At 40.1% G+C, this 26,548-nt stretch carries 22 protein-coding genes; 9 read left to right on the top strand and 13 right to left on the bottom strand.

What is annotated here, in order from left to right:
* A partial coding sequence (locus ABFX33_RS24950) for a hypothetical protein (protein ID WP_346088940.1) occupies positions 1-397 on the bottom strand: 397 nt, incomplete at its 3' end.
* Between the two features lie 224 nt (positions 398-621).
* Between ABFX33_RS24950 and guaB the strand changes: the two genes are divergently transcribed.
* From guaB to murA, 4 genes are all read left to right on the top strand, one after another.
* Positions 622-2,097 (top strand): IMP dehydrogenase, encoded by a 1,476-nt coding sequence (guaB, locus tag ABFX33_RS24955; RefSeq protein ID WP_120261947.1) that lies wholly within the window; start codon positions 622-624, stop codon positions 2,095-2,097.
* 143 nt (positions 2,098-2,240) lie between these two features.
* Complete coding sequence (locus ABFX33_RS24960) at positions 2,241-4,520, top strand: ATP-dependent helicase (RefSeq protein ID WP_120261946.1); 2,280 nt, start codon at positions 2,241-2,243, stop codon at positions 4,518-4,520.
* Between the two features lie 53 nt (positions 4,521-4,573).
* On the top strand, positions 4,574-5,380 hold the full coding sequence (locus ABFX33_RS24965) for a DUF4290 domain-containing protein (protein ID WP_346088943.1): 807 nt from the start codon (positions 4,574-4,576) through the stop codon (positions 5,378-5,380).
* 277 nt (positions 5,381-5,657) lie between these two features.
* The gene (gene murA, locus ABFX33_RS24970; RefSeq protein ID WP_120261944.1) at positions 5,658-6,983 is read left to right on the top strand and encodes a UDP-N-acetylglucosamine 1-carboxyvinyltransferase; all 1,326 of its coding nucleotides are present in this window, start codon (positions 5,658-5,660) and stop codon (positions 6,981-6,983) included.
* A 176-nt stretch (positions 6,984-7,159) separates the two neighbouring features.
* Here murA and ABFX33_RS24975 read toward each other — a convergent pair whose 3' ends face one another.
* Together ABFX33_RS24975 and ABFX33_RS24980 are read right to left on the bottom strand one after the other, a co-directional pair.
* Positions 7,160-7,564: a DUF5606 family protein gene (locus ABFX33_RS24975; RefSeq protein ID WP_120261943.1), complete on the bottom strand. Its 405-nt coding sequence runs from the start codon at positions 7,562-7,564 to the stop codon at positions 7,160-7,162.
* Between the two features lie 26 nt (positions 7,565-7,590).
* Complete coding sequence (locus ABFX33_RS24980; protein ID WP_120261942.1) at positions 7,591-8,049, bottom strand: peptidylprolyl isomerase; 459 nt, start codon at positions 8,047-8,049, stop codon at positions 7,591-7,593.
* 165 nt (positions 8,050-8,214) lie between these two features.
* Here ABFX33_RS24980 and radC point away from each other — a divergent pair, with 165 nt between their 5' ends.
* From radC to ABFX33_RS25000, 4 genes are all read left to right on the top strand, one after another.
* Positions 8,215-8,913: a RadC family protein gene (gene radC / locus ABFX33_RS24985; protein ID WP_257087769.1), complete on the top strand. Its 699-nt coding sequence runs from the start codon at positions 8,215-8,217 to the stop codon at positions 8,911-8,913.
* A gap of 17 nt (positions 8,914-8,930) precedes the next feature.
* A complete protein-coding gene (locus ABFX33_RS24990) occupies positions 8,931-9,680 on the top strand; it encodes a class I SAM-dependent methyltransferase (protein ID WP_257087770.1) in 750 nt (249 codons plus the stop codon).
* A 290-nt stretch (positions 9,681-9,970) separates the two neighbouring features.
* Positions 9,971-10,387 carry a hypothetical protein gene (locus tag ABFX33_RS24995; protein ID WP_346088946.1) on the top strand — a complete coding sequence of 139 codons (417 nt, stop codon included), beginning with the start codon at positions 9,971-9,973 and terminating at the stop codon, positions 10,385-10,387.
* Between the two features lie 101 nt (positions 10,388-10,488).
* Positions 10,489-11,025 (top strand): hypothetical protein, encoded by a 537-nt coding sequence (locus ABFX33_RS25000; protein ID WP_346088948.1) that lies wholly within the window; start codon positions 10,489-10,491, stop codon positions 11,023-11,025.
* Positions 11,026-11,093: 68 nt separating this feature from the next.
* On the opposite strand, the gene ABFX33_RS25005 is transcribed toward ABFX33_RS25000, so the two are convergent.
* The 4 genes from ABFX33_RS25005 to ABFX33_RS25020 form a co-directional block, all read right to left on the bottom strand.
* Positions 11,094-14,408 (bottom strand): DEAD/DEAH box helicase, encoded by a 3,315-nt coding sequence (locus ABFX33_RS25005; protein WP_346088950.1) that lies wholly within the window; start codon positions 14,406-14,408, stop codon positions 11,094-11,096.
* Positions 14,409-14,418: 10 nt separating this feature from the next.
* Positions 14,419-16,488 carry a TonB-dependent receptor gene (locus ABFX33_RS25010; RefSeq protein WP_346088952.1) on the bottom strand — a complete coding sequence of 690 codons (2,070 nt, stop codon included), beginning with the start codon at positions 16,486-16,488 and terminating at the stop codon, positions 14,419-14,421.
* Between the two features lie 19 nt (positions 16,489-16,507).
* Positions 16,508-17,317, bottom strand: coding sequence for a hypothetical protein (locus ABFX33_RS25015; protein ID WP_346088954.1), 810 nt, complete (start codon positions 17,315-17,317; stop codon positions 16,508-16,510).
* Between the two features lie 110 nt (positions 17,318-17,427).
* Complete coding sequence (locus tag ABFX33_RS25020) at positions 17,428-18,738, bottom strand: BamA/TamA family outer membrane protein (protein ID WP_346088956.1); 1,311 nt, start codon at positions 18,736-18,738, stop codon at positions 17,428-17,430.
* Positions 18,739-18,992: 254 nt separating this feature from the next.
* Here ABFX33_RS25020 and ABFX33_RS25025 point away from each other — a divergent pair, with 254 nt between their 5' ends.
* Positions 18,993-20,873 carry a M1 family metallopeptidase gene (locus tag ABFX33_RS25025; protein ID WP_346088957.1) on the top strand — a complete coding sequence of 627 codons (1,881 nt, stop codon included), beginning with the start codon at positions 18,993-18,995 and terminating at the stop codon, positions 20,871-20,873.
* Positions 20,874-21,091: 218 nt separating this feature from the next.
* Here ABFX33_RS25025 and ABFX33_RS25030 read toward each other — a convergent pair whose 3' ends face one another.
* From ABFX33_RS25030 to ABFX33_RS25055, 6 genes are all read right to left on the bottom strand, one after another.
* Positions 21,092-21,706, bottom strand: a complete 615-nt coding sequence (locus tag ABFX33_RS25030; protein WP_346088958.1) for an alpha-ketoglutarate-dependent dioxygenase AlkB family protein — start codon at positions 21,704-21,706, stop codon at positions 21,092-21,094.
* Positions 21,707-21,729: 23 nt separating this feature from the next.
* A complete protein-coding gene (locus ABFX33_RS25035; RefSeq protein ID WP_167457356.1) occupies positions 21,730-22,566 on the bottom strand; it encodes a methylated-DNA--[protein]-cysteine S-methyltransferase in 837 nt (278 codons plus the stop codon).
* A gap of 79 nt (positions 22,567-22,645) precedes the next feature.
* Positions 22,646-22,933 carry an Rdx family protein gene (locus tag ABFX33_RS25040; protein ID WP_120261932.1) on the bottom strand — a complete coding sequence of 96 codons (288 nt, stop codon included), beginning with the start codon at positions 22,931-22,933 and terminating at the stop codon, positions 22,646-22,648.
* Between the two features lie 153 nt (positions 22,934-23,086).
* Positions 23,087-23,944 carry a 4,5-DOPA-extradiol-dioxygenase gene (gene ygiD / locus ABFX33_RS25045; RefSeq protein ID WP_346088960.1) on the bottom strand — a complete coding sequence of 286 codons (858 nt, stop codon included), beginning with the start codon at positions 23,942-23,944 and terminating at the stop codon, positions 23,087-23,089.
* A gap of 115 nt (positions 23,945-24,059) precedes the next feature.
* Positions 24,060-24,893, bottom strand: coding sequence for a helix-turn-helix transcriptional regulator (locus tag ABFX33_RS25050; protein ID WP_346088962.1), 834 nt, complete (start codon positions 24,891-24,893; stop codon positions 24,060-24,062).
* A 1,134-nt stretch (positions 24,894-26,027) separates the two neighbouring features.
* Positions 26,028-26,270 (bottom strand): hypothetical protein, encoded by a 243-nt coding sequence (locus ABFX33_RS25055; protein ID WP_346088963.1) that lies wholly within the window; start codon positions 26,268-26,270, stop codon positions 26,028-26,030.
* Positions 26,271-26,548: the final 278 nt, after the last annotated feature.

Raw genomic sequence — 26,548 nt, forward strand, 5'->3', positions numbered from 1 at the left:
GTTTCCAGTCTGCGTGAAATCCGATAGGGGCAGCAGGGATTTTAAATTCCAAACCTAATTGTGGTCTTAAACCAACAAGAGTAATGTTGTCACCAGCGTCAACAAATGTCAATTGCGCACCAACACCTGCATACCATCCTAATCCGTTTACACCACGGAATGGTCTAGCATATTGATAATCCGCACCTACAGCAACAACGTTGTCATCAAACATCACTTGCGCTTGACCATTGTTTGTTCCACCAAAAGATTGCTTGTATTGAACACCCCAAAGATCACCACCAGTTCCGTCAAAAACAACACCAATAGCGGCACGTTGTGGTGATTGAGCTTTCGCTTCTTGTGCACCAAATGCTAATGCTGCAACAGCAGCTAATGAGAGTAAGGTCTTTTTCATAATTATCTTTACTTTATATTTTCATTAATTAAAATTACTTTTCGTGCTAACCAAAAGCAAATAGCTTGCCAAAAAAAAGGATGCAAGCAGCTAGGGTGATCTTTTGTGTCAATTCATAACCGTTCTAATTTGTCTAGCGATTGTAATTTGTTTATTTTATTTTTTTATATTGCTTATTTTTCTTAGATTTGCCTGGCAAATAGAAAACCCAATACATATTTGCCATGCAATTAGATCCACAAAAATTCGTAGCAGAAGGTCTCACTTACGATGACGTTTTATTAATTCCAGCTTATTCTGAAATTTTACCACGTGACGTCGATACGAGTACCTCGCTGACAAAAAAAATCAAATTAAATATTCCATTGGTTTCTGCGGCAATGGATACGGTAACTGGTGCTGATTTAGCAATTGCTATAGCACAAGCGGGCGGTATTGGTATGTTACATAAGAACATGACTATTGCAGAGCAAGCCGCTGAAGTACGCAAAGTAAAGCGTTCTGAAAGCGGTATGATCCAAGATCCAGTAACACTATTAGCCAATGCTACTGTTGGTGATGCCTTTAATATTATGAAGGAACATAAGATTGGGGGAATTCCAGTGGTTAATGAAAAAGGTCAATTAGTGGGGATCGTAACCAATCGTGACCTTCGCTTTCAAAAAGATATGACTCGTCCGATCAATGAGTTGATGACGAAAGATAATCTTGTCGTTGCTCCCGAAGGAACGGATTTGGTGAAAGCAGAAGAAATTCTTCAGAACGAAAAAATTGAGAAACTTCCAGTTGTCAACAACGAAGGTATCTTGAAGGGTTTGATCACCTTTAAGGATATCCAAAAATATAAGCATTATCCGAATGCAGCTAAAGATAGCCATGGCCGTTTATTAGTAGGTGCTGCAGTAGGTGTTACTCCAGATACATTGGATAGGGTTGAGGCTTTGGTAAAAGCTGGTGTGGATGTGGTAACGATCGATACGGCACATGGACACTCCAAAGGTGTTATTGATAAATTGAAATTGGTGAAATCCAAGTTTCCAGAACTGCAGGTGATCGTAGGGAATATTGCAACAGGCGCAGCCGCAACAGCATTGGCTGAAGCTGGTGCAGATGCCGTAAAAGTAGGTATCGGACCAGGTTCAATCTGTACAACACGTATTATTGCAGGGGTCGGTGTTCCTCAATTGTATGCGGTGTATGAAGTCGCTAAAGCACTTAAAGGAACAGGAGTGCCTTTGATCGCTGACGGTGGTATCAAACAAACAGGTGATATTGCAAAAGCTATCGCTGCTGGAGCAAGCACAATTATGGCTGGATCTTTATTTGCCGGCGTGGAAGAAGCTCCCGGAGAGACTATCATGTACGAAGGACGTAAATTTAAATCGTACCGTGGTATGGGATCTATCGAAGCAATGGAAAAAGGATCTAAAGACCGTTATTTCCAAGATGTGGAAGATGATATCAAAAAACTAGTCCCTGAAGGTATTGTGGGCCGTGTTCCTTATAAAGGTACATTGGCTGAAGTTGTATATCAATATATCGGTGGGTTACGTGCTTCAATGGGTTATTGTGGTGCTGCAACGATCGAAAAACTGCAAGATGCACAATTCGTTCGAATTACAGGTGCCGGATTGAGAGAGTCTCATCCGCATAATATCTCTATTACGAAAGAGTCACCAAACTATAATAGCAGAGGTTAAACACAAGTGATACTATAAAAATCCGACGGTTTTAAATTGTCGGATTTTTTTGTGCAAAAATATTGGCATGATTGCCCTAGTGATCGATAGGAAATTTGTACTTTTATACCCTATTCTCAGGTTTTAAAATTTAAGGAGTTAATTTGGATTATTTAGCGGGTTTAAACCCTTCACAACGAGGAGCCGTAGAGCAAACAGAAGGCCCTGTGATGATTGTTGCAGGAGCCGGTTCAGGAAAGACACGGGTAATTACCTATCGTGTTGCACACTTGATTCAAAAAGGCGTTGATCCATTCAATATATTGGTATTGACATTTACGAACAAAGCAGCCAAGGAAATGCGTGCGCGTATTGTTTCAGTCGTCGGAAGCGAAGCGAAAAACATTTGGATGGGAACATTCCACTCCGTATTCGCAAAAATACTTCGCGTTGAAGCTGAACTAATAGGATACCCTAGAAATTTTACCATCTACGATACAGACGATACCAAAAGTTTGTTGCGTGCCATCCTAAAGGAGATGAACCTGGATGATAAATTATACAATGTCAACCATGTTTATGGCCGGATATCACAAGCCAAGAATAATTTGATATCCCCTCAGGAATACAATAAAAATGAAGCCATATTAGCCGAAGATATTTCAAATGGACGTGGACAATTGGGACAGATTTACATGACCTATGCACAACGCTGTTATCGCGCGGGTGCCATGGATTTCGATGATCTCCTGTTCAAGACAAATGTTTTATTGAATAAGCATCCAGAGGTATTACACAAATACCAACATCAATTCCGTTACCTGATGGTCGATGAGTATCAGGATACAAACTTTTCCCAGTATCTAATTGTAAAACGACTGGCCGCAGTCAATGAAAATATCTGTGTTGTTGGGGATGATGCGCAGTCAATATATGCTTTTCGGGGAGCGAATATCCAGAATATATTGAATTTCCAGAAAGATTATCCAGACGTGAAGATTTTCAAATTGGAGCAGAATTATCGGTCCACCAAAATGATTGTCAATGCCGCAAACTCAGTGATCGCCAATAATCAGAATCAGCTGGAAAAGAATGTTTTTTCGGATAACGAAGAAGGAGAAAAAATCAAGGTTTCACGTGCTTTTTCCGATAATGAAGAAGGAAAGATCGTTGCAGACCAGATTATTGAGGAAAAATCCTTAAAGGGACTCAATTACAAAGATTTTGCGATTCTCTATCGTACCAATGCCCAATCACGTGCGATGGAGGAGGCGCTGCGCAAGATCAATATACCTTATAAGATCTATGGTGGTACATCCTTCTATCAACGGAAAGAGATTAAAGATCTGATCGCTTATTTCCGTCTCACCTTCAATCCCAATGATGAGGAAGCATTGAAACGTGTGATCAATTATCCACGTCGGGGAATCGGGGATACAACCATAGAAAAGATCATGATTGCTGCCGATCAAAATCAATATCGTATTTGGGATGTTGTTGCGAATGCGGCACATTTCCTGGATGGTCGTAGTGCGACCTCTGTTGGTGGTTTCGCGCAGATGGTACAAAGTTTTCAGGCTTTGGCTAAAAATAATAATGCGTTTGATACCGCCATGCATATTGCACAGCACTGTGGTATCTTGAAAGAACTTTACGAGGATAAGTCGGTAGAAGGGTTGGCGCGTTATGAAAATATTCAGGAACTACTCAATGGTATCAAAGAGTTTTCTGAACGGGAAGATATTGAAGACCGCGGTCTGGATGTCTATATGCAGGATATCGCGTTATTGACCAATGATGACAACGATAAAGACCCCAATGCGGATACAGTTTCTTTGATGACGATACACTCTTCTAAAGGACTTGAATTTCCCGTTGTTTTTATCGTAGGTCTAGAAGAAAACTTGTTTCCGTCTCAGTTGTCATTGAATTCCAGGACTGAATTAGAAGAAGAACGAAGACTTTTTTACGTTGCTGTTACGAGAGCTGAAAAAAAATTACTACTTTCGTATGCTACTTCGCGATATCGTTGGGGAACGTTGAATAATTGCGAACCCAGTCGTTTTTTGGATGAATTGAATCCTGCTTGTCTTGCACTGGATTTTAAACCACGACAAACTTCCGCCTCAGCCGGCAGTTTTCAAGGCGAACGAATTGCATGGCAACAAAAGGACAGTGATGATACGTTTTCTAAACCTAAGCCTAAAGCAATGGTTAAAACAACGTCTATACTGCCCAAAGCCCACAAACCTACTGCGGGTTTTGCTCCTTCTGACACATCAAATCTTCAGGTCGGCATGGAAGTTGAACATGAACGCTTTGGATTTGGTAAAGTTGTCAATCTCGAAGGAAACAAAGGAGATATAAAAGCAACTATTTTCTTTAAAGAGTTGGGACAGAAACAATTGTTGCTTAAATTTGCAAAACTTAGAATAATTCAATAATAAAATACCAAAACGAGATCTTAACCGTTTAATTAGGTACTTATATTAGCTATATGAACTTTGACTACAACAGCACTAGGCCAAAATTGATCCTTGCAGAATATGGCCGCAATGTGCAAAATATGGTAGATTACATCTGTAGTTTACCCACAAAGGAAGAAAGAAATAAACATGCCCAAATCGTGATTGACATGATGGGGGTGTTAAATCCACATTTAAGAGACGTTTCAGATTTTAAGCATAAACTTTGGGATCACTTACAGATTATCTCTGATTTTAAGCTTGATATCGACTCGCCATATCCTATTGCGACAGCAAAAAGTGTTAAACATGAAGTTGAACATTTAGGCTATCCGCAACATTCGATTAAATTCAAACACTATGGATTTACAGTGGAGAAAATGATCGATAAAGCGCTGAAGGTAACTGATGAACCTAAGCGCGAGCAGATGGTTATCGGTATCGCTAATTTTATGAAAATGGCATACGTTACCTGGAACAAGGATTCAGTATCTGACGAATTGATTATTCAGGATCTGAAAGAATTGTCAGGATATCAATTAACTTTACCTGAAGGTACGGTATTGACTAAACTTGATTTTAAAACCCCGCCTCCAGGAAATCGTATCAAAGGTCCTACAACGAACAACTCTAGTGGAAACAATAATAGCCATAGCAACAATAATAGTTCTTCAGGTTATCAGTCGAAAGGCGGGGGTGGTAGTGGCAAGCCTCGTATGTCAAATAACAATAACAATATGAAGCGTAACAACTTTGGCAGCAACAACAATAGCAATAACAATAATAACAACAATAGAAATAGAAAACCTCAAAATAATTACAATAATAAAAGAGGCTAGTTCTTTAAGTTTTTGATTTAAGAAGCAGGCAATTGCGAAGTGATTCATAGATTTCTTTACAATTGCCTTCTTTATTTATAGTATGGATTTGTCTGTCAGTCCGGGTTTAGGTGATCGATCAATAAGACCCTTGACGGCTTAGGATTCTTGATTGGACAGCTCCACAAAATTTTTTCAATACAATTTGTCGATTTTAAGAATCCCGAAGTGTCATTTAGTGACATAAGCTAAATTATGAGTCGGGTTTTGTTGTAATAAGAAGATATCAGTTATATAAATGAATGCATTTGAAATAATCGGTGGAAAACCGTTAAAGGGAGAGATTATTCCTCAGGGAGCAAAAAATGAAGCGTTACAGATTCTGTCAGCAGTTTTACTGACTGAGGAACCCATGACCATCAGTAATATTCCCGATATTAAGGATGTCAATAAGTTAATTGATTTGTTGGCTGCATTGGGTGTTAAAATTGATCGTATAGATAAAGACACTTACGTTTTTGAAGCGAAAGATATTAATATAGATTATTTCCAATCACCTGAATTTAAAGAAAAAGGTGGTGGCTTACGCGGTTCCATTATGATTGTTGGGCCACTGTTGGCTAGATTTGGAAAGGCTGCTATCCCTAAACCGGGAGGCGATAAAATTGGACGTAGACGTTTGGATACTCACTTTCTAGGTTTCGAAAAGCTAGGTGCTAAATTCGTTTACGATGCTGCCACACATTTCTTTAATGTGGATGCAACAGAGTTAAAAGGTAATTATATCTTATTGGATGAAGCTTCTGTGACTGGTACGGCAAATATCGTTATGGCTGCTGTATTAGCCAAAGGAGTAACAACTATTTACAACGCTGCATGTGAGCCCTATTTGCAACAACTTTGTAAGATGTTGAATCGCATGGGGGCTAAGATATCAGGTATTGGATCCAATTTATTGACCATTGAAGGAGTAGAACGTCTTGGTGGAACATCACATCGCATGTTGCCTGATATGATCGAAATCGGCTCCTTTATTGGCTTAGCAGCAATGACCGGATCAGAAATTACCATTAAAGATGTTTGTTTCCAGGAATTGGGTGTGATTCCATCGGTATTCTCCCGTTTGGGTATCCAGTTTGAATTGCGCGGAGATGATATCTTTATTCCAGCACAGGATTCTTACGAAATTGATACTTTTATAGATGGTTCTATCTTGACAATCTCGGATGCACCATGGCCAGGGTTTACGCCGGATCTATTGAGTATCATTCTAGTGGTAGCAACGCAAGCGAAAGGCAACGTATTGATTCACCAAAAGATGTTCGAAAGCAGATTGTTCTTTGTCGATAAATTGATCGATATGGGGGCACAGATTATTTTATGTGATCCACACCGTGCGACAGTAATTGGTTTGAATAAATCGCATTCTTTGAAAGGTATCGAAATGACATCTCCAGATATTCGTGCAGGAGTATCCTTATTGATCGCAGCATTATCGGCGAAAGGAAAATCTGTGATCCATAATATCGAACAGATCGAACGTGGATATCAAGATATCGAGGAGCGTCTACGTAAATTAGGAGCAGATATCAAGCGTGTTGACGTGGAGCCGAAAGGACACTAGTCTTAAATTGGGAATAAGTAGCCCGTAAAAAATAATATTTGATAATAAGAGCCTCGGAGAAAATCTGGGGCTTTTTTATGAAATGAGGTTTATGAAATGAAGTATAATAACAAAACTTGAATAAATAGAAAAGGAGTTGATCATATCAACTCCTTTTCTATTTATTTGCTAGCCCATTATACCAAAGGAGCTGGTGCTTCTTCTTCAAATAAAGGGAATTCCTTGATAATATTGTACCAAGTAATCACTTTCTTGATGTCTGATGTATATACACGGGATTCATCATGGCCAGGAGCGACTTCACGGAAGAAATCTCTCAATGTAGCACCATCCGATTTCGTGTCCGGTAATGTCAGACCTTTTTCTTTAATGGTTTCGAAAATATCCAAAAGACGGATTTCTTCTTCTTCACCATAAATGGTAATATCTTCCAATGTCGCCATTTTTGTCGAAGATAAACTTACTATAGACTTGATTTTCGCTTGATCAAGGGTTTCTAAAATAAAACCACCTTTATTTTGTCCAACCAACTTGAACAATCCTGGTTTACCAGTTACAGATACTAATGCTCTTAAATTCATTTTAATTTTTTTTAAATCTCAAAGAATTAATCTTCGATTACTTCGATTGATAAAATACGGTCTCCTTGTCTGATATCATCTACCAGATCAACATTCTCAATTACTTTTCCGAAACAAGTATGATTACGGTCTAAGTGAGCTGTATTGTTGCGGCTGTGGCAAATGAAAAATTGAGAACCACCTGTATTGCGACCAGCATGTGCCATTGACAATACACCTCTGTCATGGTATTGATTTTCTCCAGTTAATTCACAATCGATTTTATAGCCGGGACCACCTGTTCCAGGGATGCCTGCAGCGCCTTCACGTGAATTTGGGCAACCACCTTGAATAACAAAATCAGGGATAACACGGTGAAAAGCCAAACCATCATAATAACCTGATTTAGCAAGTTTAATAAAATTTGCCACTGTATTTGGAGCATCAGCTGTGTAGAAATCCACAGTCATGTCGCCTTTTTCTGTTTTAATAATCGCTTTACTCATGTTCAAAAATTTTTATGAAATACAAAGATAATGTTTCAGAGTGAAATGTGAAGTAATTCGTAATCTCCATTTTTTTTTAATTGATCTATCTACGGATCAATGACCTGAAAAATAATGCGAAATATTTTATATATTTATGTGAGCTAGCCAATTAAAGTTAAAACAATGTCAAATCTGCACAAATTAGTTATCAGGGAATGGTCTGAGGCGGATCGACCCCGCGAAAAATTATTAAATTTAGGACGGAGGGCCCTTTCCGATGCAGAATTATTGGCAATTTTGATTGGGTCTGGCTCAATGGACGAAAGTGCAGTGGAACTATGCCGACGTATATTGGCCGATGCCAACAATAGCTTAGACACAGTCTCGAAGATGGAAGTCTATGAATTGAGTCAATACAAAGGTATTGGTGAGGCCAAAGCCATCTCGATTATTGCAGCCTTAGAACTGGCGCGACGTAAGAAGGAGGCTCCTGTAGAAGAAAAGAAGATCTTAAATAGCAGCAAGCGCGTGTATGATTTTATGAAACCTATTCTACAAGATTTGCCCCATGAGGAGTTTTGGACACTATATCTGAATACTGGATGCAAATTACTGGATCAACAGCTCATTGGTCGTGGTGGAAATGATTTTACACCGGTCGATGTTCGAATCATCCTAAGAAATGCCCTTGCAATAAAAGCACATTCTATTGTGCTGATTCACAACCATCCTTCTGGGACTTTGCAGCCTAGTCATGCTGACAGGATTCTGACGCAAAAAATTGTCGAGGCATCAAAAATTATGGATATTACAGTAAATGATCACCTGATCTTTACAGACAATGGATATTATAGCTTCAGAGATGAAGATATAATTAATTAGGTATAGGACAATCTAACATGAGCAAAAATAGTATTGAGCGATTTACAGGCAGGGTCGTGGATTATGAAAAATTTAGACCCAATTATCCAAAGGAAATTATTCAGATTCTTAAAGAAAAGATAGGTTTGGATAAGAAATGGCTAGTTGCAGATATCGGTAGTGGTACAGGTTTATCGACGCAGCTGTTTTTAGAAAATGGAAATGACGTCTTTGCCGTTGAGCCCAATCGGGAGATGCGGGAATCATTGGTACACCATTTTAAAACCTACCGGAATTTAATTGCATTAAATGCCACGGCTGAGGATACGTCCATAGAATCCAGTTGTGTGGATTTAATTTTTGCGGGACAGTCTTTTCATTGGTTTGATCGGACAGCCTGTTACAACGAATTCAATCGTATTCTTACCAAAAATGGTCATATCGTCTTGGTTTGGAATCAACGTGATCCAGCGGATGCTTTCCAACAGGAATATGAACAGTTTTTACGTAATCATATTCCTAATTACCAATCTGTCAGTCATAAAAATATATGCGATGACGACCTTCGGAGTTTTTTTGCGGATAGACCAATGACAAAGGTCTCTTTACCTAACCAACAGATTTTCGATCTAAAATCGTTTCTGGGAAGGGTAAGATCATCTTCTTATTTTCCTAAAGAAGGGGATGAAAATAAAAGCTTATACGATGACCTCCGCTTATTGTTTGAAAAGTATGCAATTTCTCAACGTATCGTGTTTAAATATATTACCGAGATCTATATCAGCTAAGACACACTAGTGGAACCTGTGGGAGCCTTTTGTTGCTTTTTTTATTGAAAACGAGTTTGGTCGGCCCGAATGTGTGTCATTAGCGGCAAAATATGATCATTATCCGTACTCGCGGATACCAATTGTAAAGTGTATGGCATTCGGTATCACCTATGTCTGTGATAGTTAAAAAAATGTTAAAGATCTCGCTGGAATGGGTACATGGCATTTTATTTGGAAGTGATTGAGGGATAAGTTAAAAAGATATGTTTGGAGTTGAATTAATATTCTTTAGACGGTGTTTATTTCTAGTGCCAATTTTCGTGTTGGCAGGCAGGGTAAACGGTCAACAGCTTACTTCCTTCAGTAGCTGGGAGGGGAATTTTCATTTTGCGAATCGTTGGATAGATCCTTTTTTCCCTTTAAATATTCAGGCTAATGTGGTTGCATTGGACTTAGACGTCAATGATAAAGCCAAAAATTCAGTCGTAAAGAAACAAACTATAGATAAAGTAGATCGTCCGACCGCAGAGGTTTCGATTCCCGTTGTGGAAGATAGCAAGCCTAAAGCGGGGATAAAATACTCCTCTTCCCGTTCAAGTACATTATATCGTGTAGCCTTGGATAAACAGCTTGACGAGCGCTATGATGGAAAGCAAGTTTTTGTGGATGCAAAAGGGGTAAAATATATAATTGATTCGAAATATAGAAAGCAGATCATCAGGTGATTATGTGGTGAAGTTAAAACTTTGTTAAAAAAAATATTGTAAAGAAATTTTGGCATTTGTATTGTACTTTTACCTATAATTATTTAAATAACAATTGGGTTATGAAATCAATAAATCGTTTCAAAAAAATCACAGCTGCATTAGCTCTGATCGCAACATTTGGATTGGGACAATCCTATGCGCAAACTGCTCCTAAAAAAATGGAGAAAGAAGCCAAAAAAACAGAACAAAAAGTAAAAGAGGTAAAGACCAAGGCCTCCGGGACCGAAACGAAAGCTGCCCCCACTAAAGCGATGGAAAAGAAAGATGCAGTAGCCAAAGAGAAATCTACTCAAGCAAAAAAAGCTACTGAAACCAAAGCTGCTCAGGTGGAAACCAAAGAGAAAGCCGTAAAGAAGGAAGCTACGAAAGCAGCTGAGACAAAAACTGCTCAAGTAGAAACCAAAGAGAAAGCTGTAAAGAAAGACGTTACTAAAGCGCAAAAACAGGTGTCTGCTGTTAAAAAAGATGCCGCAGCAACAGCCGACAAGGCAACCAGCGAAAAATACAACGGCCATACAGTTTATCTAGGTCCAAAAGGAGGTAAATATTACATCAATGGAAATGGTAATAAAACCTATATTTCCGATAAAAAATAGTATTTAAGAAAACATTATACGTAAAAGGGGCATCCATGGATGCCCCTTTTACGTATAATCAATTATTTTTACCGCAATATATTCAATAGGTATTCTTTGTCGAGGTAGAAAGCATTTAAACTTCCACCATCTTCAAGAATCGTGCTGCTGATTTCTTTTTTATGCTGTTGTAGCACCTGAATTTTATCCTCAACCGTATTCGGACTGATCAGACGAACGGCGGTGACATTCTTTCGTTGGCCAATACGATAGCTACGGTCGATCGCCTGTTGTTCAACGGCTGGATTCCACCATGGATCGACCAGATAGACAACATCTGCTGCTGTGAGATTAAGACCCGTCCCGCCAGCTTTGAGACTAATGAGAAAAACACGGATATTTTGATCCGTTTGGAAATCGCTGACCAGCTGCCCCCGGTTTCTGGACTGACCGGTCAGTGTAAGCGACGCTATTCCATTCTTATCCAATGCTTCCTTAATCAGTCGCAACATGCTGACAAATTGCGAGAACACGATGATTTTATGCTGATCTTTTTTGTGTTGGATTTGTTCCACCAGCATTTCGATCTTAGCCGAATCATCTGCAGATGTCAGGTCTTCGCTTTGTAACAATTTACTGGAATTGCAGATCTGACGCAATTTGGTCAGACCTTTAAGAACATGCATGGGACTTTTTTTGATTTCATCCCCATCTTTAGCAGAGATAAATTCACGGAACTCCTTTTCATAGAGATCGTAAATCCGACGTTGCGCAGTTTTCATTTCACAATAGAGCACCAATTCATTTTTTGCGGGAAGATCATCCAATACATCCTGCTTTGTTCTCCGCAGGATAAATGGCTTGATTTTTTCCTTCAACATCCTTTTTCTTTTACGATCGTGAAAAGCATCAATTGGTGTCGTATAGACGTCTTTAAAATATTTCTTATTCCCCAATAAACCCGGAACAGTAAACGAGAGCTGTGCAAATAAATCCATGGTGTTATTCTCAATAGGCGTTCCTGTAAGAATAATACGGTTTCTCGACCGCAATAGATTTACTGCTTTGTACCGTTGTGAATCTGGATTTTTTATATGCTGAGATTCATCGAGTATGACGTAATTGAATGTCAGCTTCTTTAATCTATTGATATCGGTCAGTAGATTATGGTAAGAAATAAGCACGATATCCAGCTCTTCAAAACGGTCTGTTATATCGCTTCGGTTTGGTCCTTCGAGGATCAGCGTGTTAAAAGATGGCAGGAATTGCTGAATTTCATGCTTCCAATTAAAAATCAGTGTGGTCGGAAGAACCAAGAGTGTTGGAGCGGATATACCCTTTGCTTTTTGGGTTGCCAGAAAGGCTAGGATTTGGACCGTTTTCCCCAATCCCATATCATCAGCTAGACAGGCTCCGAAATTTAACTGGTCCAAAAAGTTGAGCCATTGCAGCCCTTGTTGCTGATAGCTGCGTAAATCTCCAACAAAAATATCGGGTAATTGTACTGGTGGGTATGTTGCTAAAGCGGAAAGTTGATTTTTTAAATAGTTAACCTCGGCTGATACTTCCTGATCGAGCTCTTTTTTGTCAAAGAGCAGATCGATTTCGCTAAACTTATATTTGGGAATCTGAATAAGTTCATCCTCGATGATTTCAGCGGCATTAAAATAGGCTTCAAATTTTTCCAGCCATTCCTCGGGTAAAATACCAAGCGTACCATCATCTAGATTGATAAATTGAGAACGATTGCGAACAGCTTTTTCAAGCTTCTTCAGTGAAACACTTTTAGGGCCAAATTTGACTAACATATTGGCATTAAACCAATTTTGGCCACTTAATACCTCAATTTGTATCTTGCCTTTGAAACGGCTTAGTTTATTCCCCTTTAACGTATTGAACCCTATAATCTGGATACCCTGATTGTGCCATTCATCGAAGGCATTCAAAAACCAGTCTTTATCCAGAAAATATTTGCGGTGCAAATAGAGATGCTGAAAACTATCATCATCTAATTGCTCCTGAAAATAGGGATGCTGCTTGAGCAGTAGTGAGATCACTTTGGTTTCTGCCTCTTTTTTTCGTTCCACCAAAAATTGGGCTCCTTTTGCATCAGTTCCAAAAATGTTCCTTTTACTCAAAATAGGAACTTCAACATCGCCATAACGCATGACAGGTATCATGTTGACAAAGTCTTCCGATTCTTCCAGGAAAAGGAGTGCTTGCATATCCTGATAGTAGAGATTTTCCTTCAATTGGGGTTTGCTCGCCTTGGGAATATCCTTGAAATTTAAGGCGACTGAATTGGCAAGGGGTTCTAGAAATAGCTCATTAAACTCTTTAAACTTGTTGCGGTGTATACGCAATTGATTGCCTTTGTTTCCAAAAAGTCGAATCAGCTTGAGGTGAAGTTTATTTTCGACAAGGTAGAGGTGCTTTTTTATCAGGATAAAGTGGTCAAAAAGAATATGCAGATCCTGTAGATCGTAAGTGATACCGTAAATGGATAATTCCCCTTTTATACTATAGAATGCGTCATTTTGCTCGACTAACAATTTAATCTCTCCCTTATTCAGACTGATCTGAATTGGAGATAACGAAGTAGCTGTTATATTTTCTGCTTTTTCGTGATCGTGGAGGTAGAAATCCAGGGTCAGCGGATTTTTTGCAATAGCACGCAAACTGCGTTCAACAGCGACATCCGCTTGTTGTAAAGGTTGAGCAAGCTGGTTGATTGCTGCAAAAAACTGGGTTTCTTCAATGGAATCAGTTTGCCAGATACGTGTTTGACTTTCCATAACCGAAATGGGATTTTTCGGTGCCCCCGATTTCGACTGTGGCGCTTGGCATAACAATACCTGTAATTGCTTATAATAGCGATTGCGCGTTAGTACGATAAAACTATGCTGCTGTTCACTTGAAGGTTTAGAGGGGCTTGCATTCGGCTCCAGTAGATCAAAATCATCTATGGAGGTCAGGTGTTTGTCTTTTAAGACGAATTGCAGATCAGCATCTTTAACCTGTGCCGAAAAATAGGTTTCCAGCGCTGGCTCATTTTCTAAACCATACTGAACAGCGGCCTTTTTTAGTAGATTTCGATAACGGTTGAGGTCAAAAAAAGATAACCAGTTTTCTTGTCCGAATAGTTTCGTTAACGTTGCTTTCTGGTGGGTACAAAAGCCTGTTTGATCACAATTGCAGAAAAGCGAAGTTACAGGTGATTTGTAAATAACCATCACCTGAAAATTCGTATAGCTTTCGATCACCTGAAAGGTAGCTTGATTGAATTCCATCTCCAGGACATTGATTTGGATATTTGCCAAGGCGGTATCCATCCAGGGAAAATAAGAGTAACGGCTTACTGTACCGAAATCTATTGTTGTCAATGTATGTTGATGGAAATCCATACGGAGTATATTAAAAATTAAAATTCATGCCGCCATAATAATTTCGCAATGGGGCTGGGTTGAAATACCGACCACCGAAAGCGTTGATGTCATTACCAAGGCTATATTTTTGGTTCAGCAGATTGTCGGCACCAGCAAAAATAGTGACTTTATGTCCATGGCCTACAGATTTGCTCCAGGATATTTTGCCTTGTAAAAGATGGTAACGTTTTGCATAAACGGTATTGGCGTCATCCAATGGTATGGCAGCGGTTAAATTGGAAAGTAGATCCAAGCGAAGTTGATAAGGGAAAAGAATATTTAAAGTGTTTACCCAAACTGTTTTTGGGACAGCGGTTAATTTATTGCCACTGTAATCTTTATCCCCAACTTGATAGTTTTTGAAAGAATAGTTATTTAATGAAAAATTGCTTCCGACCTGTAAACTACGGATCAGTCCGGCAGACGTTGGTGTTAACAAATAGGCGAGTATTGAAGCTTCAATTCCTTTTTGATCTATTTTTCCTGCATTCTGAAAATATTCTGCTCCAGATTCGCGTACTTGCCGAATAATGGCATCATCCATTTGATACGTGTATGCTGCTGCATCTAATATAACACGGCGGTTCCACAAGTGCCATCGAACACCGAATTCATGGTTGGTTCCAGTCTCAGGCCTTAGGTCCTTATTGATCATATTGTCAGATGAGCGCACTTCCGCAATTGTCGGAGCTGAAAAACCTTTTGAAATAGAAGCCCGGACTGCTAATGTTGGCGTTGCCATATAGGAGACGGCGGCTCGCGGCATCCAGGTATTGCCAAAATTGATATGTGCCTTATCCTCTTGTGCAATTGGATAGCGCTGTTGGTAAGCGATTTTATTTTCATTGAGCCCAATGGACAGTTCGACTTGAAGACGTTCCAACCAAGCTAGCTGAGTGCGCGCAAAGAATGACTGTTGACTATTTTCCAGCTTATCTTTGGCTTGTGGATTGCCAGCCTGCCCTTGATTATTATCATAATTGTCTATATCGTACCAACCTTTTTGAGCCTCTAAACCAAATTGTAGTTCATACGTTAAGTTTTTGCTGAACCGATCAACATAGGATAAATACAACCGTGTCCCTAAGTTTTTTTCATCTCTTTTTTCATAATTGGTGATAAATGGGTTTTTGATCTGGTTGGACGAACCGAATACATTGGCAAACAAGGTTAATTTAGAATTGATACTCGTTTGGTTGCTTACACCGCCAAAAAATGTTTTATCATAGATTGCCGCTTTTTGTTCCGCAGCACTTGGATTCGGGCCACCTTTGGGACGAGATTGCCGGCGATCGCTCTCCAGTTGTGCTGTAGTAAGACCTCCGGGAGTTTGATATCCCAAGTCGGTATAGAATCCCGTGAATTTGAGTTCAGAATGTTTTGCATATTGCCAATTGTAGTTCAACTGGATGGTTTTCTTGTTCAAGGATGAATGTTGCCGATAACCGTCGCTGCGTGTCCAGCTTTGATTGATCGCCAATTGCTGTGTCTGATTGATTGGAAGCACCGCATTGAGCTGCTGCTGAAATAAGCCATATGAACCTCCGGTTAGCTGTAAGTTGACTTCTGGTTTGGTCAGGGTATTAAAACCCTTGCTGTAGAGTGAAATTACACCGCCAGAGTTGGCACCATAAATAGAACCATCGGGTCCTTTCAAAATATTGATCTGGTCTATTGCGTAAGGATCAATCAGATTGAGGTAAGTGTTTCCTCCAGCATCTGTGAGCGGAAAGTCATCCAGATAGATCTTTACGTTACGGACACCGAACGGAGAACGGAGCATGCTACCCCGTAATGCTAAACGATAGCTTCCGGGAGAGCGTTCTTCCATGCGTAGTCCAGGTACCGTATTCATGACAGCCACAAGCGCTGGCGATTGCTGAGATTGAATCCGCTGCTGACTTAATACGGCAGCGGATGATGTAAGTCGTAGTAAGGGTTGTTTATTAAAATAAGCTTTAATTTCGACCTGTTCAAGTCTATTGTTGATGCTGTCAGTCGTTTGGGCATATAATTTACCGCATAGACAAATTGCGGCAAGTAGGTAATTTCTTTTCATTTTTAATGGTTAGGTTGGCCTAGTCAGCAAATTCTTGGCTAAAGTAAATTTCAAAAACTGCTTTGGTTTTATTGTATTTCAAGCATTGATAATTGGCATATACCGAGCTCGTCGGTATGCACAGCGTATTTGCCATAGCATTTGTCGGGAAATCCCTGCTTAAGCATCCTCGTTTGAGGTCAAAGATATGATTGGTTGAAATATTGTTGATCGAAAATGCATTTTCATCAATCAAATAATTTGATTGACTTGAACGGATATAATCCTCTTGATAAATCAATTCTGCGCCAATACTATAATCTACTGTTCCATTGGCATAGTAACAATCGGATTGATGTAGCAAATTGGATACTTGTACGTCCCGATATAATGTTTTAAAGCGTTTATTCTTCTGATCAAAAAGAAGGATTTCAATTTGATGTTTTTCTTTATCATAAACAATATATGCCAGATCGTTCCCTTTATTCTCAAAAATATCTCCTTTTGTATGCGCCAAGATATTGAGATTTGCATGACTCTCGAAATAATTCTTTTGCTCTTCAGCAAGGTCTGCTTGCAGTTTTAGATGCAACTTTTCAAAGAGTCCCTCATCAGCCAATTTGACCAGCTGTTCGCGTTGCTGATTAGCCATCTTATTGAATCGTGGATTAGTATAGGTGGAGGTATCGAGCAAAGGTTTCACTACTTGGGGACTTTCAGTCGCCTGCTGACTTTGGTTATTGACCACACTGTCTTTTGTAGGAATGGTCTGAGGATTAGATTGTGTTGTTTGCTGACAGGAAGCAAATCCAAAAAGCAAAAGGTATAGAAAAATTGTCTGTAAATTCATGCGTATTTATCTTCAATGGGGGGACTCCATCCCTTAGATTCTGGACGAAGTCACAATATCGGCTAATTTAATGATTTTATAGAAAAGAAGTCTTGCCGCTTTCCATTAAATTAAAACGCTTCGTTCAATCCGAGGAAGAATCCACGGGATCCATATTTTCCTATGGCATAGTCCAAGCAGAGGTTTGTTCGGGTGGCTTTGTTAAACAGTACCCGTAGCCCTGCACCACCGCCCGGCTGCCATCTTTCAAAAAGTTTTGTGCCTAATTCATCACTTGCACTTTGGAGGTTGAAAAATGCCGCGCCACTCAAAAAGCGATTTTTTAAAATTGGGAAGCGGTATTCTGTTTCCGCATAGGCAAAAGAAGGTCCCTTGAAATAACCGATTGTATAACCGCGACCGGTTCTTACAGCAGCATCTCTTCCTGTACCAGGGAGGTCGAAGTAGGGGAGAACGCCACCAAGTTTGTAAGAGCCCCAATACCAAAAAGCAAGTACATGTGCTGGATCTGACTGCGATAAACTAAAGTATTTACGAAAGTCGGTCGTGAGCTGGACGGCATTTTTGCTACTGCCCAATAAGCTTGTATTCCATCGTAGGCCAATATCCGAATAGATCCCTTTATAAGGTCTGTTGGGATTATCCCGGGTGGTATATTGCATATTCAATAGGAGGCCATTGGAGTTGTAGCTATCTGGAGCAAAACCATGCTTTTCGGTATATATTGTATTGGGTGTAATATTGCCATTTGGGCTACTGCTTGTTATTTTCCGTCGCAGATCGAAGGCCAGTCCGGCCCCTAAAAATAAGTCATCAGCAACCTTTTTATAGACCTTCTCATTAAACGTGAAGGCATCGTATTTGGCCCCATATTTTTTATGCTCGGGATTAGCAAGTATTTCCTCCTCCTCATTGTTCCATTTGCCCTGCGGGGTCATACCCAAACCTGCGTCTAGGGCAACCATTTTAACCAACGCAAAAGCCCCCTGAAAATTCAGCTTATTGTTTGGGGTAAATACATTGTGGCTAATATAGAAAACCATGATGTTTTTGGTCGTAATGGAGGCTGACGTTGCCGCAATTGACATAGTCGTTGTTTTGGGATCACCCAGTACTTTTCCAGCAACAGCCTTGACTCCAATCTGTCCACCAATCGTCGGATTATAGGCAATGTTTGGCATTAAGGTAATTGGCGAACGTTTGCTGGATTTTTCCTTTTTACGTTTGGGGTGAATAATTCGGCCGATCAAATCCGAGATATCATATTGGCTCGCGAGAATGGAATCGCGTTGCTTTTTATAGAAGGAAGCCGAATCTATCTCGGTTTCAGATTGAGCCACAAGCCTATTGGATATCAGCAGAAAGCAAGGTAGTAAAAAACAGAGCGTGAATAAATAGTGATGACGTAAAAATTGCTGCATACCTTCGGGTTTATCTTAGATCTAAACGTCAAAAATATTAAAATGTTTTTTAAAGGAATGAACACAATTTTATTTTGGACAGGTATTGGGGCTCGCCAATTCTTGTTGGGTCGGAAATTATCTGCTTGAATCGTTGCATGTTTAAATGCGGAAATGCGTGCGGTAGACAATTTTCAGTGATAGGATAGAATCACGCAATTAAACTTGGAAGTAAGGGGAAATTTATCTTAGTTTTGATTATTTAATTCAGACATATGATACGACAAAATATATATCGCTGCAGTTTGGCCTTGCTGTTGCTCACGGGTTTTGCGCAAGCACAGGAACTCTATACACCCAGGAATATTAAACAAGCCATTGAAAAAGGCACGCGGACCACAACCGGTGTGCCTGGTAAAAACTACTGGCAAAACTTTGGGAAATATGATGTCAAGGTACAGCTGGATCCTGCCGCGAAGACCGTCCGTGGGAAAGAAACAATTTTATATACCAATAATAGCCCCGATACGTTAAAGCAATTGGCAATTCGATTTGTGAACAATGTACACAAACCCAATGCTGCACGTGCTAATTATGCTTCGGACGACTATTTGACATCAGGGTTAAAGATAAAATCCTTTAAACTCAACGGACAGGTTTATGAGGTCAATAGTGGCGATTGGGGAACAGTCAAACTCGGTGATTTTGGGCAGAAAATTCTTCCCGGAACAGTGGCAACCTTAGAGATTAGCTGGGAATATCCGTTATCAGTGGAGAGTGATCGCGATGGCATGCTCAATGCATCTACTTTCTATTGTGCTTATTCCTATCCACGTGTATCTGTGTATGATGATTATAATGGCTGGGATGTTTTGGAGCATAACGGTAGACAGGAGTTCTATAATGGTTTCAATGATTATCAGTTTGAAATTGCTGTTCCTAAGAATTTTGTTGTCTGGGCTACAGGTGAGCTTCAGAATGCGGCGGAAGTATTGCAGAAGCCTATTTTAGAACGCTTTGAGCAATCGAAACAGCGTGATGAGCCTATCCATGTTGCTACAGCATCTGAAATGAAGGAGGGCAGGGTAACTGCACAGCAGGAATGGAATAAGTGGAAATTTAAAGCAACTTATGTTCCTGACTTTTGTTTCAGTGTAAGTGACAATTATATATGGGATGCTGCTAGTGTCGATCTAGGGACCAAACGCGTCAGTGTACAATCCAGTTATGTTGCTGGCACTCCCGATTTTGAACAGTACATTGGCTGGCAGCAATATTGTATCGACTGGTTTTCCAAAAATTGGCCCGGTGTGACCTACCCTTATCCAACAATGACAGCAGTACAGGGCTTTGCGGATATGGAATACCCGATGATGATCAATGATTCAAGTGTGCCCGACAATTTTGTTGATGCCCGACAAACAGCGGATCATGAGATCGCACATACCTATTTCCCTTTTTACATGGGGATCAATGAGACCCGATATGGTTATATGGATGAAGGCTGGGCTACAGCACTTGAATTTTGGATTGGTAATGCGGAGATCGGGGCCGAAAAGAATAAGGAGCTTTTTAAAGAGTCACGCGTGAAACGATACATCTTTGACCCGTCTACAGAAGAGGATCAACCATTGATTACCATGACTTCACAGTTAAATGGTCTGGGCTACGGAAATAATGCCTATATCAAAGCTGCCTTATCGTATATCGCGTTAAGGGATTATTTAGGTGATGCGGTTTTCAAAAAAGCACTACATCATTATATGGATCTTTGGCATGGTAAACACCCAACGCCATGGGATTTCTTTTACAGTATCAATGCCGGAGCTGGTCAGAATTTAAATTGGTTTTGGAAAAACTGGTATTTTACCAATAATTACATCGATTTAAAGGTGGATAGCTTTAAGCAGTCTGGCAATAAAAATACCTTGTCGATCACAAACGTAGGGGGATTTGCGGTTCCATTTGATGTCTTGATTACCTATACAGACGGCACTTTGGAAACAAAACATCAAACACCTGTAATTTGGCAACAGAATGAAAAACAGGCAACAGTCAGCTGGTCCTCTTCAAAGAAAGTGAAGAAAATTACGTTGGATGGAGGTGTCTTTATGGACTATACAGCTAAAGACAATGATTGGGAAGCTGTAAAATAACAACGTTATTTGTGTCAATCTCCTTCTTATGAAGGAGATTGACACAATCCTATTAAATTTATAGCCGCACATTGTCTGACAATGAAATTATTGTGTGCTTAGATCAGCCCCTAACATAAAGTTGATGTCTTTGTTGCTGATGGTTTCAGCGCTGAATATCCTTTCCTATATGGATGGTTAACTTGAAAATAATCAGCTTGAAGAGTCAATTGTCCGTGTTATTGAAAATTGTCAATAGTTCTGAAGGTCAGATTCACACGAGGCATAAATACCTTTTTTGTAGGGGGAAGACGGTGCAACCAATACGTCTGTGTAAGATCCTTCATAACCAGAAGACTACCATTTCCCAAAATAAGATCTACTTTTTCTTTTGTCGTTTTGTGCTTGAAAGCAAACTTTCTTTCGGCTCCAAAACTTAAAGAAGCAATGGCACCATTTTTCTTTAGGTCTTTTTCTCCGTCACTGTGCCAGGCCATCCCTTCATCACCATTGTGATATAGATTCAATAAACAAGAATTATAAGTTTCCTGCGTTTTTAATTCAGCAAGTGTTTTTAGTTCGAGTAGTTCTTTTGTCCAGGGGAGAGCTCTTTTGGTGGTATTGGAATAGCTATACTCAAAAGCCTGATCCCCATACCAGGCGACTTTGCGTTTAGTGATAATTTCGTTTCCGAAAATAATCGCACGATCGTTTACCCATTCGATGGAATTCATCAACAGGTTAAAATAGTGATCCGCTTGTTGCGGATCTAGTATTTTACCATAGTAATTGACTGTCCCATCATAGGGAAGTATATTTTTGTTTCCATCAAAAAGATTGCCGAAAAGTTCCATGTTATCCTTACTGTTTTGTTGCCTTATATTGCTGTGTGGAGGCTCTCCCAGCCGATAATCGCTGTCTTTCTTATAGGATCCCAACGATACCCCCCAAATATACCACTGTTTTGGATAACCCGGTGACATGGAATCAGATAAGCAATAGGGTTACTGCCAATGGCTGTGCCTACAGCACGTGAAGCCTTGGGGTTTCCGATTTGAGAAGCAATCGAACCATAAGTGCTCAAATTGCCCATAGGAATTTTTAACAGTGCTTCCCATACCTTCAGCTGAAATTCTGTTCCTTTGAGATGCAATTTCACCTGACCGATATCATTATCCTGTGGATTTAATGCTTTTAGTGCATTTTCATGCATTACATCCTTCTGCTGTATATATTTTGCGTTTGGGAAGCGCTTTTGAAGCGTTTCGAACGCCGATTCTTTATCTTCTTCATAAGCAATATGACAGATACCCTTTGAGGTAGAGGCTATGATGATGGGGCCAAAAAGTGTTTCATAATAATAGTATGAAATAAGCAGGTTGGCGCCTTCATTCTTGTACTCAGCAGGTGTCATCCCTTCGATATTGATAAACAGTTCGTGTAATCTGCTGCTACTCGAAAGGCCCAGTTGGAAAGTAGTTTCTGCAATATTGTTTTCCTTCAGTAGTGATTTGGCGTGATTTAAACTGATATATTGCAAGAACTTCTTCGGGCTTGTGCCTGCCCAGGAGGTAAACATCCGTTGGAAATGAGCTTCACTCATGTAGACATGAGAAGCGATCTGTCCCAGTGTGGGTTGAGTTCTGAAATTTTCTTGTAAGAAATGTATTGCCTTGGCGATACGTTGAAAATCTACTTCTTGTTGAATAGTCATGATTGTCCATTTAGTTTATACAAAGTTGCTAAGAAGAAGAAGTTTATAAAATCCGATTTATGCTAAATTGAACGAATTTTTAAGAAGTTTTATCCGAATGTCCCAATGATTTTTCAGGGGCGACAATATCCCGGATCAGTTGCTTTAATTCCTTTATTTCGGGAAATCGGCCTGCTCTTTTTCGATCAAAGATTTCTTTGTTGTCTATGCGTATGGTATAACGGCCCGCAATTTCACTTGGAATAAGCAGGACGCCGTGGATATCTTCCGTGAAAGAGCTCAATATCTCTTGCGACATATAAGCCGCACGCAACATCCAATTGCATTTTGGACAGTATTCAATTTCGATAACAGGTTTTGATGCCATGATTTAAACTAAAATAGTATGCGTTCTATAAAACAAATGTACTTATCTCTCTGCTGTCATCAAAACGTCCATAAGAAATCCACCCCAGACCGTTGACAAATAGTCGTTGAATAGTCTGGGATGAAATCTTAGTTCATCATTTTGTTTTTTCGACTAACCGATCTTTAATGAAGTCATGGTCAGTGAACCTGCTACAGAATTGTCATTGAACAAAAATAGATCTTCATTTTTTTCCTGTAAAGCGAGTGTATAAATTAAAGGAAGATAGTGTTCCGGTGTTGGGATTGCTAGGTTAAACTCTTTTCCCTGTTGCCTGAAATCAATTAAAGCCTGATGGTTGCCCTCTTGAATAAACTTTTTCATCTTATCATTCGCAATGGTGGCCCATTCGTAGGCGTATCCGCTTGTGTTGAGTTTATCCCAGGCTACCATTCTGAGATTGTGGACCATGTTGCCGCTTCCGATAATCAACACACCTTTTTTCCGTAGCTCTGCCAGCTGCTGTGCGATTTCATAATGATAAGAAGCTGGTTGGGTGTAGTCGATACTCATCTGAATAATGGGCACGTCAGCATTTGGATATAGATGTTTGACAACAGACCATGAACCGTGATCCAATCCCCATTTATCGTCAAGATGCACTTCGGTTTTCGTGACGATACGCTGTGTTTCATGGGCTAAAGAGGGGCTTCCGGGTGCAGGATATTGTACGTCAAACAGAGCCTGGGGGAAACCTCCAAAGTCATGGATGGTAGCCGGATGCTCCATGGCGGTAACAAATGTTCCACGTGTCTCCCAATGCGCCGAAATAACCAGGATTGCTTTCGGCTTTTCGAATGTTTGTCCTATTTTTCTAAATCCCTGAACAAACTCATTGTCTTCAATGGCATTTATGGGGCTTCCATGGCCTAAAAAAAGAGCTGGAAATTTATCTGTCGCAGTAAGTTCAGTAGACAATTTACGTAATGAACTTGCAGGACTAGCTATGCCTGATAAGGGTAATGTTGCCATAATTTTTATAAAATCCTTTCTACGCATTTGAATATTCCTAATAGCGTTAATTGTTATTACAAAATTAAGTAGAGTCGGGAGGGTGGAGGTATTGTTTTTTAGTCAATCTGTTGTATTATTCGGAAATCAGCTTCTGTATTTCATTTCTAAATTCAGATGGTGTCATTCCGGCTTTCTTTTTGAAAACGTGGGTGAAATAAGATTTTTCCTGATAGCCTAATTCGAAGCCTATTTCTGAAATCGTCTTATTGGTTGTTAACAATAGATTTTTAGCCTCTATCAGTTTTCTTGTTTCAATGATCTCCGATACACTCTGTTGCAATATACTTTGGCAGATCAGGTTTAAATTTCGCGCAGACATAAAAAGCTTTTCCGCGTAATAGTTAACCCCCTCTGGTCGTCGATAATTCTCTTCTAATATAGAAAGAAAGCTAGTGAACGTTGTACTTTGGTTTTTCAATTGTTGTTGGGTATCCGGAAATTGTTTTTTTCGCTCTGACTCGATCATAATAAAGATTGTACTCAACAATTGCTTAATAACGGCATAATCTACTAAGGATTGTTGTGTTTCCTGTTGGATCATTTGGCACAGGATGACCAATCTGGAAAAACAGGTTGGTTGGAAAAAAGTTAATGTTGCATTTTCATGAAAATGCGCATAGAGTTGGAAGGTGGTTTCGGGGATGAATTCGCTTTTAAATCGGATAACCCAAAAATCGATGTCATTGTCTTGGAGAATCGGTTTCACGCGATGATTCTTACCTTGCGCTACAAAACTGACAAAGGGAGCGCTGTATGTTTGCGCTTTAAAATCGATAAAATGCTCTAATCGTCCCTTTACACCAATAATCAGTTCTTCGAAATCATGTTGGTGCATTTCATTTTTCGACTCTTGGATGCGTAGTGCTTCTTTTGCATCGACTTGATATATTTTGAAAAGTTCGTTCAAACCTGTTTACAACGATTAAGTTTTCCTTATTATCCAAACTTAGATAAATTGCTTTTGATATACAATATAATTGCGTTTCATATAAAAACAATGAATTGGTCTCATCTCCGCTGTCGGCATTTTTTGTAGGGGAAATATACAGCTTAATTCCCCTTATGTGATGCGCAATTTTTGAATGCTTTTGCTTCAAAAAACTGCGTTTCCAGCCAGTGGGTCCGAGTGTTTGGCCTTTTTTGGATTTTTTTCGGCTGTGATTCGAGAACTGTTCGGGACCGAATCGGGCTTTGAACGAGTGTGAGCGCAGATGTTGGTATGGTTTGACCGGATTGCTACCGCTGTTCTAGCGTGTTAGACTCGGACTCAGCACGGACTCACCATGGAGACACTATGGACAGATAGCAAAGCTGTCCCGACGGAGGTGTACAGGAGTTCCGGGGTCAGTCATTAGGTTCTCATTTCTGATTCCGCTCCGGCCCATCTCTGGGATTACTTCCTACCTGGTTTACACCTAAAAAAGTTATAGCAAAGTATTAACACTGATATTACACCTGATTAATAGGTATTTACCCCTGTCATACCCCTGTAAACCCTATGTAATATCCCTTTTACTTTAGAAGTAGTTGGGAAGCAATCTGCCGGTTGTTCTACCGTTGTATCGAAGGCTTTTTCTGTGCTGTTCGGATTTTTCTGAAATCCCCAGATCACTTATATCTCTGTTCTATTATAGATACAGGATGCTGATATAATACAGAATCGGTATAGCTGTTCCATAGAGGAGCAGCTGTTTGGTAATTCCATCCGGCCTTTGCTTCCCCCTTTCCACCGCGTTTCCACGCATACTTGGCCTTTTTCGGCTGCGGTTCGGGTCTCGTTCGTCCACGCTTCGCCCTTTGTTCGGAAATTCTCTATATATTCTCTATCCGTTACCTATCGTTCACCTATCCAAACAATAGGGAATGGATAGGGAAACGATAGGTAAACGATAGGTGGAGGCCGAAGGAAGGGCGAAGAAGGGGTGAGCAGATCCCGAGGAGCGCCCGTTTGAAAATACCCTTCAGCCCCCTCTGGCAGTGACTGTCGCGGTTCCTTGCTTCCCTGATCCCCGGTTTCTGCTGCCCATCCACTTTTCTCCCTTCACTGTTTTTTTGCGTATAGCTGGCCTTGCTGCGACTTTTTCGTCGCATTCCCCGGTTCTGCGCTGCTGTGGCGTACGTCTAGCCCATAGGCAATCCCGCCTTTCAGCGCTATCCGCGCGCGCTTTCCCGTTCCCTTTCCACCACAGACCCACGCATAACCAGCCTTTCCGCGCCGTCGAAGCCCCACCGGAACCCGTCCGGAGAAAAACAATCCTCCACCTTTACAGCGAGTTAGCGGCAAAATGAAATAAATAAGAACAAAAGGCTTGGAAGTGATTATAAAAACTCCCTATCTTTGCACCACTCCGCAAGGGAGGGACGGTTACTTCGAAAGAAGAGACCATGAAAAAAAGAAGGGTTTAGGTAAGCGCGACAGGATTTAAAATCCCGTTCAGATTATTTTAAACGCGGAAATCGGGAAAAAGAAAAAGAAAAAAAACTTCAAAAGTTTTTTGGAAGTTCAAAAAAGATTTCTACCTTTGCAGTCCCAACGGAAACGGAGGGAAACAAAAAAAGATA

The organism is Sphingobacterium ginsenosidimutans (genome assembly GCF_039536865.1).
Classification (GTDB): Bacteria; Bacteroidota; Bacteroidia; order Sphingobacteriales; family Sphingobacteriaceae; genus Sphingobacterium; species Sphingobacterium detergens.

Excerpts from the sequence above, each read along its gene's own strand:
- ygiD (WP_346088960.1), bottom strand. The coding sequence starts at position 23,944 with ATGGCAACATTACCCTTATCAGGCATAGCTAGTCCTGCAAGTTCATTA.
- ABFX33_RS25010 (WP_346088952.1), bottom strand. The coding sequence starts at position 16,488 with ATGAAAAGAAATTACCTACTTGCCGCAATTTGTCTATGCGGTAAATTA.
- ABFX33_RS25035 (WP_167457356.1), bottom strand. The coding sequence starts at position 22,566 with ATGACTATTCAACAAGAAGTAGATTTTCAACGTATCGCCAAGGCAATA.
- ABFX33_RS25000 (WP_346088948.1), top strand. The coding sequence starts at position 10,489 with ATGAAATCAATAAATCGTTTCAAAAAAATCACAGCTGCATTAGCTCTG.
- ABFX33_RS24965 (WP_346088943.1), top strand. The coding sequence starts at position 4,574 with ATGAACTTTGACTACAACAGCACTAGGCCAAAATTGATCCTTGCAGAA.
- ABFX33_RS25005 (WP_346088950.1), bottom strand. The coding sequence starts at position 14,408 with ATGGATTTCCATCAACATACATTGACAACAATAGATTTCGGTACAGTA.
- ABFX33_RS25025 (WP_346088957.1), top strand. The coding sequence starts at position 18,993 with ATGATACGACAAAATATATATCGCTGCAGTTTGGCCTTGCTGTTGCTC.
- ABFX33_RS25015 (WP_346088954.1), bottom strand. The coding sequence starts at position 17,317 with ATGAATTTACAGACAATTTTTCTATACCTTTTGCTTTTTGGATTTGCT.
- ABFX33_RS24975 (WP_120261943.1), bottom strand. The coding sequence starts at position 7,564 with ATGAATTTAAGAGCATTAGTATCTGTAACTGGTAAACCAGGATTGTTC.
- guaB (WP_120261947.1), top strand. The coding sequence starts at position 622 with ATGCAATTAGATCCACAAAAATTCGTAGCAGAAGGTCTCACTTACGAT.
- ABFX33_RS25040 (WP_120261932.1), bottom strand. The coding sequence starts at position 22,933 with ATGGCATCAAAACCTGTTATCGAAATTGAATACTGTCCAAAATGCAAT.
- ABFX33_RS24990 (WP_257087770.1), top strand. The coding sequence starts at position 8,931 with ATGAGCAAAAATAGTATTGAGCGATTTACAGGCAGGGTCGTGGATTAT.
- radC (WP_257087769.1), top strand. The coding sequence starts at position 8,215 with ATGTCAAATCTGCACAAATTAGTTATCAGGGAATGGTCTGAGGCGGAT.
- ABFX33_RS25030 (WP_346088958.1), bottom strand. The coding sequence starts at position 21,706 with ATGGAACTTTTCGGCAATCTTTTTGATGGAAACAAAAATATACTTCCC.
- ABFX33_RS25020 (WP_346088956.1), bottom strand. The coding sequence starts at position 18,738 with ATGCAGCAATTTTTACGTCATCACTATTTATTCACGCTCTGTTTTTTA.
- murA (WP_120261944.1), top strand. The coding sequence starts at position 5,658 with ATGAATGCATTTGAAATAATCGGTGGAAAACCGTTAAAGGGAGAGATT.
- ABFX33_RS24980 (WP_120261942.1), bottom strand. The coding sequence starts at position 8,049 with ATGAGTAAAGCGATTATTAAAACAGAAAAAGGCGACATGACTGTGGAT.